At 37.5% G+C, this 13,441-nt stretch carries 12 protein-coding genes; all 12 read left to right on the forward strand.

The window, feature by feature from the left end:
* Positions 1-71 precede the first annotated feature (71 nt).
* The 12 genes from pnp to J2Z40_RS03640 all read left to right on the forward strand — a co-directional run bounded on the left by pnp (position 72) and on the right by J2Z40_RS03640 (position 13,407).
* Positions 72-2,192 carry a polyribonucleotide nucleotidyltransferase gene (gene pnp / locus J2Z40_RS03585; RefSeq protein WP_066393691.1) on the forward strand — a complete coding sequence of 707 codons (2,121 nt, stop codon included), beginning with the start codon at positions 72-74 and terminating at the stop codon, positions 2,190-2,192.
* 212 nt (positions 2,193-2,404) lie between these two features.
* Positions 2,405-3,358, forward strand: a complete 954-nt coding sequence (locus J2Z40_RS03590; protein ID WP_066393692.1) for a polysaccharide deacetylase family protein — start codon at positions 2,405-2,407, stop codon at positions 3,356-3,358.
* A gap of 89 nt (positions 3,359-3,447) precedes the next feature.
* Positions 3,448-4,683, forward strand: coding sequence for a M16 family metallopeptidase (locus tag J2Z40_RS03595; protein WP_066393693.1), 1,236 nt, complete (start codon positions 3,448-3,450; stop codon positions 4,681-4,683).
* 103 nt (positions 4,684-4,786) lie between these two features.
* Positions 4,787-5,029 carry a YlmC/YmxH family sporulation protein gene (locus tag J2Z40_RS03600; RefSeq protein WP_066393695.1) on the forward strand — a complete coding sequence of 81 codons (243 nt, stop codon included), beginning with the start codon at positions 4,787-4,789 and terminating at the stop codon, positions 5,027-5,029.
* Positions 5,030-5,219: 190 nt separating this feature from the next.
* Positions 5,220-6,116, forward strand: coding sequence for a dipicolinic acid synthetase subunit A (gene dpaA / locus J2Z40_RS03605; RefSeq protein ID WP_066393697.1), 897 nt, complete (start codon positions 5,220-5,222; stop codon positions 6,114-6,116).
* 4 nt (positions 6,117-6,120) lie between these two features.
* Positions 6,121-6,720 carry a dipicolinate synthase subunit B gene (gene dpaB / locus J2Z40_RS03610; RefSeq protein ID WP_066393700.1) on the forward strand — a complete coding sequence of 200 codons (600 nt, stop codon included), beginning with the start codon at positions 6,121-6,123 and terminating at the stop codon, positions 6,718-6,720.
* A gap of 145 nt (positions 6,721-6,865) precedes the next feature.
* On the forward strand, positions 6,866-7,912 hold the full coding sequence (gene asd, locus J2Z40_RS03615; RefSeq protein WP_083953878.1) for an aspartate-semialdehyde dehydrogenase: 1,047 nt from the start codon (positions 6,866-6,868) through the stop codon (positions 7,910-7,912).
* A gap of 166 nt (positions 7,913-8,078) precedes the next feature.
* Positions 8,079-9,326: an aspartate kinase gene (gene dapG / locus J2Z40_RS03620; RefSeq protein WP_066393702.1), complete on the forward strand. Its 1,248-nt coding sequence runs from the start codon at positions 8,079-8,081 to the stop codon at positions 9,324-9,326.
* A 26-nt stretch (positions 9,327-9,352) separates the two neighbouring features.
* Positions 9,353-10,234, forward strand: coding sequence for a 4-hydroxy-tetrahydrodipicolinate synthase (gene dapA, locus J2Z40_RS03625; RefSeq protein ID WP_066393705.1), 882 nt, complete (start codon positions 9,353-9,355; stop codon positions 10,232-10,234).
* A gap of 460 nt (positions 10,235-10,694) precedes the next feature.
* A complete protein-coding gene (locus J2Z40_RS03630; protein ID WP_066393711.1) occupies positions 10,695-12,362 on the forward strand; it encodes a ribonuclease J in 1,668 nt (555 codons plus the stop codon).
* A gap of 83 nt (positions 12,363-12,445) precedes the next feature.
* Positions 12,446-13,198, forward strand: coding sequence for a ClpP family protease (locus J2Z40_RS03635; RefSeq protein ID WP_066393713.1), 753 nt, complete (start codon positions 12,446-12,448; stop codon positions 13,196-13,198).
* Complete coding sequence (locus tag J2Z40_RS03640; RefSeq protein ID WP_066393715.1) at positions 13,195-13,407, forward strand: YlzJ-like family protein; 213 nt, start codon at positions 13,195-13,197, stop codon at positions 13,405-13,407. Before J2Z40_RS03635 ends, J2Z40_RS03640 begins: the two co-directional genes overlap by 4 nt.
* Positions 13,408-13,441: the final 34 nt, after the last annotated feature.

The following is a 13,441-nucleotide window of genomic DNA, read 5'->3' on the forward strand; positions in this document are numbered from 1 at the left end:
GTTGATTTATATAAGTGATGATAGATCCTTATCCTATAAAAAGTGGGATAAGATAGAGAGGGGTTACAAAGATGGAACAAGATAAGCACATCTATTCAATAGAATGGGCAGGACGCAAACTTTCTGTTGAGATTGGCCAATTGGCAAAGCAAGCAAATGGTGCTGTGCTCGTTCGATACGGCGATACAGCTGTATTAAGTACAGCAACTGCATCAAAGGAGCCAAAAAACCTAGATTTCTTCCCGTTAACTGTAAATTACGAAGAGAGACTATACGCAGTAGGGAAAATTCCTGGTGGGTTCATTAAAAGAGAAGGCCGTCCAAGTGAAAAAGCCATTTTGGCGAGTCGTTTAATTGATCGACCAATTCGTCCGTTATTTGCTGACGGTTTCCGTAATGATGTACAAGTAGTAAGCATGGTTATGAGTGTTGATCAAGATTGTTCTTCAGAAATGGCAGCAATGTTTGGTTCATCACTTGCATTAAGTGTATCAGATATTCCTTTTAATGGGCCTATTGCTGGTGTGACGATTGGACGTATTGATGGTGAATTTATTATTAACCCATCAGTTGACCAAGCTGAAAAAAGTGATATTCATTTAGTTGTTGCAGGAACAAAAGATGCGATTAATATGGTTGAAGCTGGAGCACTTGAAATTCCAGAGGAAATCATGCTTGAAGCAATCATGTTTGGACATGAAGAGATTAAACGCTTAATTGCATTCCAAGAAGAAATTGTATCTGAAATTGGCAAAGCTAAAATGGAAATAATTCTTTATCAAGTAGACCAAGATATCGAAGCAAAAGTCCGTGAACTATGTGAGCGTGACATGATTGTTGCGATTCAAGTGCAGGAGAAGCATGCACGTGAAGCTGCTATTAAAGTTGTTAAAGATGAAATTTTAGCAAAATATGAAGAGCAAGAAGCAGATGCGGATGAGCTAAAGCAAGTAAAACAAATTCTTGATAAAATTGTTAAAGGTGAAGTGCGTCGTTTAATTACAGAAGATAAGGTTCGTCCAGATGGGCGTGGACTGGATGTTATCCGTCCATTATCTTCAGAAATCGGGCTGCTGCCACGTACACACGGATCTGGCTTGTTCACTCGTGGGCAAACACAGGCGCTAAGCATTTGTACATTAGGTGCACTTGGTGATGTGCAAATTCTCGATGGTCTCGGAATTGAAGAAGAGAAGCGTTTCATGCATCATTATAATTTCCCTAACTTTAGTGTAGGTGAGACAGGCCCGATTAGAGGACCAGGTCGTCGTGAAATTGGACATGGTGCATTGGGTGAACGTGCATTAGAGCCAGTTATTCCATCTGAAAAAGATTTCCCTTATACTGTCCGTCTAGTGTCTGAGGTATTAGAATCAAACGGTTCAACATCACAAGCAAGTATTTGTGCGAGTACACTTGCGATGATGGATGCAGGTGTGCCAATTAAAGCACCAGTAGCAGGAATTGCGATGGGACTTATTAAGTCTGGTGAGCACTACTCGATTTTAACCGATATTCAAGGGATGGAAGACCATCTTGGAGATATGGACTTTAAGGTAGCTGGAACGGCTAAAGGTGTAACAGCATTACAAATGGATATTAAGATTGAAGGGTTATCTCGTGAAATTTTAGAAGAGGCACTTCAACAGGCGAAAAAAGGCCGTATGCAAATTCTTGATTCAATGCTTGCTACAATTTCTGAACCGAACAAAGAGCTTTCACAATATGCGCCAAAAATCTTAACAATGAATATTAATCCTGATAAGATTCGTGATGTAATTGGACCGAGCGGAAAGCAAATCAATAAGATCATCGAAGAAACAGGTGTGAAGATTGATATTGAACAGGATGGAACAGTATTCATTTCCTCAACAATTGAAGAAATGAACCAAAAGGCGAAGAAGATTATTGAAGATATCGTTCGTGAAGTTGAAGTCGGTCAAATGTATCTTGGAAAAGTAAAACGAATTGAAAAATTCGGTGCATTTGTTGAAATCTTCAATGGAAAAGATGGTCTTGTGCATATTTCTGAGCTTGCTGAGGAACGTGTTGGGAAAGTTGAAGACGTCGTTGCGATTGGTGACGAATTGCTTGTAAAAGTAACTGAGATCGATAAGCAGGGACGAGTGAATTTATCTCGCAAGGCAGTTCTTCGAGAGCAAAAAGAACAAAAGGAAAATGCACAGAAATAATGAACAAAAGCATAATCGCCCCGGATTTTTATACACAAAGTGCGATTATATAATTTTCTATACTATGTTAATTAAAAGTCAGGAGAAGCCTCCTGACTTTTTGTATATCCATGTTATAAATAGAAGCAATTATTACATACTAGGTAGTAAGGACTTAGGCGGTTTTAGCTTGTCCCTTCAAAACAACATGTTAAATGAAGGAGTCGTAGAAAATGAGAAAGTATGCTCATTTCGTCATTATTTGTCTACTAGCATTAATAATTGTTAATCATCCAATCATAGATCAATATGCAGCTGGCACAGAAATAGGCAATGAAGTCTTTTCAAAAGAAAATGATGAATTATATATGGAAATAATCAAAAGTTCAGAAAGCCTATATATTCCGCCGATCGATGCAAAAGTCGATCGCGTGTGGAAAGCAATCCCAGGACTGAATGGAGTAGAAGTTGATATAAAGGCCTCCTACGAAAAAATGAAATCAGATGGTAAGTATAAAAAAGAAAAGCTTGTATTTAAACAAATTGCACCAAAAGTTAATTTAAGTGATTTGCCACCAACTCCCGTTTATAAAGGACATCCGGATAAAAAGATGGTAAGCTTTCTTATTAATGTCGCATGGGGAAACGAATACTTAACTGATATGCTGGCAACTTTAAAAAAGCATAATGTATCAGCCAGCTTCTTTTTGGAAGGCAGATGGGTTCAGAATAATCCTGAGTTAGCTAAAATGATTGAAGAGGCAGGACATGAAATAGGAAATCACTCGTATACACACCCAGATATGAAGACGATCTCTACGCCAAAGGCAAGAGAAGAAATCCGCAGAACAAATGAGGTAATCAAAGCGACAACAAATAAATCTGTTCGATGGTTTGCTCCTCCTAGTGGAAGCTATCGGGATGAAATTGTTCAAATAGCTGCAGAGGAAAAGCTAGGGACAGTCATGTGGACGGTAGATACGGTCGATTGGCAGAAGCCAACTCCAGATCAATTAATTCAGCGTGTCATAAGTAAGGTTCATAATGGAGCAATGATATTGATGCATCCTACAGATTCAACAGCTAAATCATTAGATCAATTAATCCAAATGCTGAAGCAAAAGGATTTACAAATGAACACAGTTACTGAATTATTAAGTGCTGAGAGAACAATTGAAACTCGATAATCTTGTTTGAACAACTAATTTTGGAAAAATATGCGATAATAGTATAAAATTAATAGGTGCAGCAGAGTATCGAGACTGGAGGAATTTAATTGATAAAGAAGTATACGTGTCAAAATGGAGCAAGAGTTGTACTAGAAAAGATCCCAACTGTACGATCTGTTGCGATTGGTGTTTGGATTGGAACAGGATCAAGGGATGAGAACAAGGAGAATAATGGAATATCTCATTTTCTAGAACATATGTTTTTTAAAGGGACGAAAACGAGATCAGCGAGAGAAATAGCTGAATCCTTTGATAGCATCGGTGGACAAGTTAATGCTTTTACATCGAAAGAATATACTTGCTACTATGCAAAGGTTCTTGATACACATGCCCATTTTGCACTTGAAGTATTAGCAGATATGTTTTTTAATTCAACTTTTGTTGAAGAAGAATTGGATAAAGAGAAAAAGGTTGTGTACGAAGAAATAAAAATGTATGAAGACACACCTGATGATATTGTACATGATCTTTTAAGTAAGGCTATTTATGAAAATCATCCACTAGGTTATCCAATTTTAGGAACAGAAGAAACACTTGCAACTTTTAATGGGGAAAAATTAAAGCAGTATGTACATAATATGTATACACCTGAAAATATTGTTATTTCAATTGCAGGGAATATTGAAGAATCCTTCATTCGTGAAGTAGAACAATTCTTCGGCTCCTATGAAGGTGGAAGTCGTGAAAAAGCAGAAGGCAAACCAGCATTTCACTCGAATCAAATTGCCAGGAAAAAAGATACGGAACAAGCACATTTATGTATTGGCTTTGATGGGTTACAGGTTGGCCATGAAAACATGTATGATTTAATTATTCTAAATAATATTTTAGGTGGAAGCATGAGCAGCCGTTTATTCCAGGATGTAAGAGAACAGAAAGGACTGGCATACTCTGTATTCTCTTATCATTCAGCATTTCAAGACAGCGGAATTGTTACGCTCTATGGGGGTACTGGTGCTAATCAACTGGATGAACTATTCGGAACGATGCAAGATACATTAAATAAATTGAAACAAGAAGGAATTACTTCGAAAGAATTAACGAATTGCAAAGAACAGCTTAAAGGAAGCCTTATGTTAAGCTTAGAAAGTACAAATAGTAGAATGAGCCGCAATGGCAAAAATGAATTATTGCTTGGTCGCCATCGATCATTAGATGAAATTATTGAGCAAATTGATGCTGTAACGAAGAATGGTGTCGATGAAATGGCAAACACCATATTTACTGATGATTATTCGGTTGCATTAATTAGCCCAAGTGGTGAATTACCAAAAAATATATAAACCTTAAAAAACAGTCTGTTCATTGAACAGACTGTTTTTTAGTAGTCTAAACTGGCATCTTGTTCGATAAGTTAATAAAGAGAAGAATGAAGGGGGGAGTAAAATGAGGTTAAGTGAGCTAAGTGGAAAAGAAATAGTAGATGTCAAAAAAGCAGAAAGATTAGGGGTGCTTGGTCAAACTGATCTCGAAATTGATGAAAAAAATGGACAAATAAAAGCGTTGGTTATCCCATCACTGAAATGGTTTGGCTTGAAAAGACAAGGGGATGAAATACGTGTTCCATGGACGCATATAAAAAAGATTGGGAATGATATGATTATTTTAGATATAACGGAAGAGGAGTAGCAATAATCAATCCAACTCCGAACTTTGAAGAGCAGATCAGCATAGCTGGTTTGCTTTTTTTAATTGATTCCTCTATTTTCTTTTATTCTTTGATGGAAAACTCACAGATTTTTGTTTGCATACATAAGATGTTGAAGTAGTTCAAAATAGATCATTCCTGTACGAATCTTTAGAAGAAGGTGAGGGTTTCATGCTAACAGGGATACAGATTGCAGTAATTGGCGGAGATGCAAGGCAACTTGAAATCATTCGCAAATTAACAGACCTTGATGCAAAACTTTCTTTGATTGGCTTTGAACAATTAGACCATGCTTTTACAGGAGCCGTCAAAGAAAAAATAGATGAAGTAGATTTTTCAAGTAAAGATGCCATTATATTACCAGTACCTGGAACAGGTCCAGATGGTCAAATTGAAACAATTTTTTCAAATGAAAAGGTGTATTTACGAAAGGAAATGCTAATTGAAACACCAGCACATTGTACAGTTTATTCAGGAATTAGCAATGCGTATCTAGACAATATTACCAAACTGGCAAATCGCCGTCTTGTACAATTATTTTCAAGGGATGATGTAGCTATTTATAATTCTATTCCAACGGTTGAAGGAACCATTATGATGGCCATACAGCATACTGATTTTACAATCCATGGGGCAAATATTGCGGTTCTAGGACTAGGAAGAGTAGGGATGAGTGTTGCTAGAACATTCCAAGCACTTGGAGCAAAAGTAAAGGTCGGTGCGAGAAAGAGTGAGCATATTGCCAGAATTACGGAGATGGGACTTACTCCCTTTTATTTAAATGACTTAGAAAATGAAGTGAAGGATACGGATATTTGTATTAATACAATTCCTCATTTAATTGTAACAGCATCAGTCATTTCGAAAATGCCAGTCCACACATTGATCATTGATCTAGCTTCAAAACCTGGTGGCACGGATTTTAGGTATGCAGAAAAAAGAGGGGTTAAAGCTTTGCTGGCACCTGGTCTTCCAGGGATTGTTGCACCAAAAACAGCAGGGCAAATCTTGGCGAATGTTCTAACACAATTAATTAAGGATGATATGAATAGCGAAGGAGGAATTTGATCAAATGAGTTTAAAAGGGAAGCGTATCGGTTTTGGTCTGACAGGTTCACATTGTACGTATGATGCAGTATTTCCTGAAATCGAGAAACTAGTACACGCAGGAGCAGAAGTACTGCCAGTCGTTACTTTTACAGTGAAAAATACGGAAACTAGATTTGGCAAGGGTGAAGATTGGATTCAAAGGATTGAGGACTTAACAGGAAATAAAGTAATTGATTCAATTGTAAAGGCAGAGCCACTAGGCCCAAAAATCCCTTTGGATTGTATGGTTATCGCGCCATTAACAGGTAGTTCAATGAGTAAGTTTGCGAATGCGATGACAGACTCACCTGTATTAATGGCAGCCAAAGCCACTTTACGTAACCAAAAGCCTGTTGTGTTAGGAATATCAACAAATGATGCACTAGGGCTTAATGGAGTTAATTTAATGAGGCTAATGGCAACGAAGAATATTTATTTTATTCCATATGGTCAGGATGACCCAGAGAAAAAGCCAAATTCAATGGTTGCAAGAATGAGCCAATTATCTGAAACGATTGAAATGGCGATTGAAGGAAAACAATTGCAGCCGGTTATTGTGGAAAGGTATAAGGACGGAAATTAGCCCCTGTTTATTCTAGCAAAAAGTTTATTACTTTAAAGAGCGAATATGTTAAAATGAATGTTATTATAAGAAAATTCTTTCATCATATTTCCAGCTATCTTTTTGCTAGAAAACGAGAATTCATTGTGGAAAAGGGGAGCTTAAATTGCAGAAAAAAGGATACCATATAGCCGTACTTGGAGCAACTGGTGCAGTTGGGCAGCAAATGCTAAAAACACTCGAAATAAAGGACTTTCCAATTTCAAAACTAACCTTATTATCTTCGGCACGATCAGCAGGAAAGAAGGTACAATTTAAGGGGATTGAGCATACGGTAGAAGAGGTTAATCCTGAAAGCTTTGCTGGTGTTGATATTGCGTTGTTCAGTGCTGGGGGTAGTGTTTCTAAAGAATATGCAGAGCACGCCAAAAGACATGGAGCAATTGTTGTTGATAACACGAGTGCTTTTCGTATGGATAAAAATGTTCCACTTGTCGTTCCTGAGGTAAATGAGCAAGATCTTTTTAATCATCAAGGGATAATCGCGAATCCGAATTGTTCAACAATCCAGATGGTCGTTGCACTCGAACCTATTAGACAAACTTACGGTCTAAGTAAGGTCATTGTTTCAACGTATCAAGCTGTTTCTGGATCAGGTACTGCAGCTGTTGAAGAACTATATGAACAAACTAAAGCGATCATTCATAATGAAGAATATACCCCAGAAATTTTACCTGTGAAAGGGGATAAGAAGCATTATCAAATTGCCTTTAACGCGATCCCACAAATCGATCTGTTTATGGAGAACGGTTATACGTTTGAAGAAATGAAAATGATCAATGAAACAAAGAAGATTATGAATCTGCCTAATCTGCATGTGGCAGCTACATGTGTCCGTTTGCCAGTACCGACTGGTCATTCAGAATCCATCTATTTTGAAGTGGATAAGGCAGATATAACACCGCAAAATATAAAAGATTTATTGGCAGATGCACCTGGGGTTGAATTGCAAGATGACCCTCTGAATCAAGTGTATCCAATGCCAGCTAATTGTGTGGACAAAAGTGAAGTTTTTATTGGCAGAATTCGTAAAGACCTAGACGAGGTGAGAGGATTTCATATGTGGGTTGTCTCAGATAATCTCCTTAAGGGTGCAGCATGGAATTCTGTTCAAATTGCAGAAAGCCTCATTAAATTAGGTATTGTCAAGTGAAAATGACGAACCATCATAAATGAATATAAAGTAAACAATCAGCCTAAGCTTTGTTGTTATGTTACAAATTGCCTCTATTCTTCGTTCTAATTCATTGTACTTGCTAAGTTAGGCTTCCTTTTAGAGCCAGTGACTTTTACAAAAGAGACATCTCAGAGGTGTAACAATGAAAATAATTGTCCAAAAGTTTGGAGGCACATCTGTACGTACGCAAGAAAGCCGTGCATATGCTTTAAAACATATAAAAAAGGCATTAGCCGACGGATATAAGCTCGTTATTGTTGTTTCTGCTATGGGAAGAACAGGAGATCCATATGCAACGGATACATTGCTATCACTCGTAAATACAGATAATATGTTAATTAATAAAAGAGAAAATGATCTTCTATTATCTTGTGGTGAAATCATTTCTAGTATTGTGTTTACAAATATGTTAGTAGAGAATGGGATTAAAGCAACTGCATTAACAGGAGCGCAAGCAGGATTTAGAACGAATAATGATCATACAAATGCAAAAATAATTGATATGAAGTGTGATAGACTACTTAAAGAATTAGAAGATAGAGATTGTGTTGTGGTTGCTGGTTTTCAAGGTGCTGCAAAAAATGGGGATATAACAACAATTGGCAGAGGCGGAAGTGATACTTCTGCTGCTGCATTAGGTGTTGCGCTAAATGCGGAATGGATCGACATATTCACAGATGTTGATGGAATAATGACTGCTGATCCGCGTATTGCAGAAAATGCCCGTCCTCTTTCAGTTGTCACATATACAGAGGTATGTAATATGGCCTATCAGGGAGCGAAGGTCATCCATCCAAGAGCAGTTGAAATGGCTATGCAAGCTAAGGTGCCAATGCGAATCCGATCTAATTATTCAGATAGTCTAGGAACTCTAGTGACAGCCTTAACAAAGGAAAAGCATGGGATTGACATTAAGGAGCGGTTAGTAACTGGAATTGCGCATCTTTCACATGTTACTCAAATTAAGGTAGTTGCGAAAAAGAATCAATATAATTTACAAGCTGAAGTTTTTCAGGCGATGGCAAATGAAAGCATTAGTGTAGATTTTATTAATATTTATCCAAATGGAGTGAATTACACAGTAACAAAAGAGATGACTGATAAGGCACTTTCCATTCTTAAACAGCTCGGCCATCATCCAATGGTGGAAGTTGAATGTGCGAAAGTATCAATTGTTGGTGCTGGAATGCAAGGTGTACCAGGAGTGGCATCTAAAATAGTCACTGCTCTATCTGAACAAGGGATTCGAATTTTACAATCAGCAGATAGTCATACGACGATATGGGTGCTTGTTAAGCAGGACGATTTAGTTAAAGCCGTTAATGCACTGCATGATGCTTTTGAGCTTGATAAAGAAATTGGTTTTGAAAGTAAGTTAAAAAGAACATGATTTTTGTTGTATAAGGGAGTGTAAGAATGATATTTTTTGGGCGAGTTTCAACAGCAATGGTTACACCATTTGATATAAAAGGACATATTGATTTTCCAAAAACAACGCAGCTTATTAATCATCTAATTGATAATGGAACAGAGTCCATCGTTGTAGCGGGAACGACTGGTGAATCACCAACATTATCTAAGGAAGAAAAGCTTGCATTATTTCAGCATGTGATAAAGGTTGTGAACAAGCGAGTACCTGTCATCGCTGGTACAGGCAGCAATGATACGTATGCATCGATTGAACTTACGAAAAAGGCAGAACAACTTGGTGTAGATGCCATTATGGTTGTTGCTCCTTATTATAGTAAACCGAATCAAGAAGGACTATATCAGCATTTTAAAGCAATTGCGGAAAATACAAAGCTTCCTGTCATGGTTTATAATATTCCAGGCAGAGCAGCAATCAACATTGCACCTGAAACGATTATCCGTCTTTCTAAAATTGAAAACATTGTTGCTGTTAAAGAAGCAAGTGGTGATCTAAATGCGATGGCAAAAATTATTGCAGGAACAGATCCTGAATTCTTACTTTATAGTGGGGATGATGGATTAACGGTACCTGTCTTGGCAATTGGAGGAGATGGAGTCGTCTCGGTGGCTTCTCACGTAATAGGGAATGAAATGCAAACGATGATTCAAGCATTTCTAAATGGAGAAAATAAAAAGGCGGCAGCACTTCACCGACAGCTTCTTCCATTAATGGAAGGGCTCTTTAAGGCACCAAGCCCAGTTCCTGTTAAAACAGCACTTCAATTAAAAGGGCTTAATGTAGGATCGGTTCGACTGCCATTAGTGCCATTAACGGAAAAGGAAAGAAATGACTTGATTGCCTTATTTAAGACAAACGCTCTTTCCTAAAAGATTGTTGTTTTTAAATCAATTGTTAGAATGAATGGTTTACTAATAGGTTGGTTGATTGGAACGGAAGGTGCGAGACTCCTGCGGGATGCGTAGGACAGCTGAGACCCCGCAGGAGCGTGAGCGACGAGGAGGCTCAGCGCCTACCCCGCGGAAAGGGAGCAACCTGGAGTGGAAATCAACCTTTACCAAAATTATGTGTAAAATAGCAACAATGTTTTCGAAACAGTAAAACAAAATCAATAAAATGCTTCAAGCTGATCAGGTGCATGCTTCTGATCAGCTTTTTACATTTAGAAAGAAGTTGTTTGGCGACGAATTAGCTTATTAACGCATAGCAGGTTTGTTACTCAACAGGTTTATACCATTCACTTTTGTTATTTTATTTGTTTCCTCCTTCAAGTATAATATTGGTAACTGATCTAAGGTCGGACTAAGAAATTGTGGGAGGAAGTTTACATTGAACAGACAAAAGAATCAGAGCATCAAGATTATGGTGTTAGGTGGAGTAAATGAATTCGGAAAAAATATGTATCTAGTTGAGATAGATGAAGATATTTTTGTATTAGACGCGGGATTGATGCTTCCAGAAAATGAAATGCTCGGAATTGATATTGTCATACCTGATATTACTTATCTCATTCACAATAAGGAGAGGGTCCAAGGGATCTTTTTGACTCATGGACATGAAGATCATATTGGAGCACTCTCATATATTGTAAGAGAACTTAATGTGCCTATTTACGGAACGAGACTAACAATTGCAATAGCAAAAGCAAAGGTAAAGCAGCAGGGATATAAAGGAAAGCCGAATTTTATAGAAATTTCTACTGATTCCTTTTTGGAATTTCAGTCAGCACAGGTTTCGTTTTATCATACGACACATAGCATTCCTGATAGTGTCGGCATTTGTATCCATACAACGGAAGGAAATATTGTGTACACAGGTGATTTTAAATTTGATCAGGCAGCAACAAACTTTTATCGGACGGACATTCAAAAAATAGCTCAGATTGGTGGAGAAGGCGTTCTCTGTCTTTTATCAGATAGCACAGAGGCGGAGAAACCGGGCTATACTCAATCTGAATCAAAGGTAGTCAAACAAGTGATCGATTCATTTGTTCATGCACCTGGTAGAATAATTGCCGCTTCCTTTGCATCAGACCTAATAAGAATTCAACATATTTTCGATGCTGCAAAGGAGAGTCAGCGAAAAGTAGCCATCATTGGCAATTTCACACAAACAGCTGTTGATATTGCCATTCAGTATGAGTATTTACATATTGCTGATGATATATTAATTCCGTTTGGAGACATTCATACATATCCTGATGATGAAATTGTCTTATTGACAACAGGTATTCAAGGAGAGCCAATTGAAGTACTCCAGAAAATGGCGAAACAAACACATAAGCAAGTAACAATAAAAAAAGGGGACACAGTCCTTTTAGCGGCATCGCCACTTCGAGGAAGTGAAGTAATCATTTCAAGAACAATTGATATGCTCTACCGTGCAGGGGCAAATGTAATTTCTGGAAAAGGTACCTTTAACACATCAAGCCATGGAAGCCAAGAAGAGTTAAAGTTTATGATTAATTTAATGAAGCCATCTTTCTTTATTCCAGTGCATGGTGAATACAGGATGCTAAAGGCGCATGCTAAAATTGCGAAAGAATGTGGGTTAAAAGATAATCAAATCGTTATCCCTGAAAAAGGAGATGTGCTGGAGATTGCGGAAGGAAGCATTCGTCCAGCCGGAAGAATCCCTTCTGGCAATGTATTAATAGATGGCAGTGGGGTGGGAGATGTAGGAAATATCGTCTTAAGAGATAGAAAGCTTCTTTCACAGGATGGGATTCTCTTAGTCGTTGTGACGCTGAATAAAAAGGAAAAAAAGATTTCTGCGGGACCAGAAATTATTTCTAGAGGGTTTGTTTATGTGAGAGAATCTGAGGAACTGCTAGTAGAGGCGACGAACAGAGTCCGAGAAATAGTAGTGAAAAGCATTTCTAAAGATTCGTTTGATTGGAATGGGATTAAACAAGAAATGAGAGATGAATTGAATCAATATTTTTATGAGAAAACAAAACGCAGACCAATGATTTTACCTATTATTATGGAAGTTTAATCTTTCCTGAGAATTAAATGCCCTTCAACGACCATACTAAAATTATATGGCTTCTATTTATTAGTTTGAAGGGAGAAGATAGAATGGGAAAAAATGAAAAAAGGCAAAATGAATCACAAAATGATGGACAAGATCAACCAAAAGAAGAACAATCTTCAAGTTTAATTGATAAAATTCAACAGCTAGGACAAACGAATGTTCCACAGTTGTCTCAAGATTCCAAGATTCACTGTTTGACGATTGTAGGTCAAATTGAGGGGCATATGCAGCTTCCGCCACAAAATAAAACGACGAAATATGAGCATCTTATTCCGCAAATTGTAGCTATTGAGCAAAATCCAAAAATAGAAGGATTATTAGTCATTTTGAATACAGTTGGTGGCGATGTTGAGGCAGGATTAGCCATTTCTGAAATGCTTTCTTCATTATCAAAACCGACTGTTTCAATTGTACTTGGTGGAGGTCATTCAATTGGTGTGCCAATTGCCGTTTCCTGTGATTATTCCTTTATAGCAGAAACAGCGACAATGACGATCCATCCAATCAGACTAACAGGGCTTGTAATCGGTGTTCCTGCTACATTTGAATATTTAGATAAAATGCAGGAACGAGTCATTAATTTTGTGACAAAGCATTCAAATGTATCAGAAGAACAATTTAAAGAGCTTATGTTTGCGAAAGGGAATTTAACAAGGGATATTGGAACAAACGTAGTTGGTCCAGATGCAGTTGAATATGGGTTAATTGATGGAGTCGGAGGCATTGGACCAGCAATTAAAAAGCTGAATGAATTGATTGATATAAATAAAGAAAGTGAAGAGGGGATTGTGCAATGATTTTGTATACATCGATGCCCCACGAGCTTATTTTTCCAACAGAAATGAATGAATATGATAAGCAAAAAGTTGTTTCTTATGAAGGCACCTCTCTTCTAGTAGAAATGACTGAAGGAAATAATTGTACAGTTTTGCGGGTAATGAGCAGTGATCCAGCCGATTTCATGAATGAAAAATTTTCTCCAGGTGCAAAAATAACTTTAACATAACAGAGTCTAGGTGCGTTATGGTATAATAGAGAGT

Origin of the sequence: Cytobacillus eiseniae, assembly GCF_017874625.1 — a bacterium.
Classification (GTDB): Bacteria; Bacillota; Bacilli; order Bacillales; family Cytobacillaceae; genus Cytobacillus; species Cytobacillus eiseniae.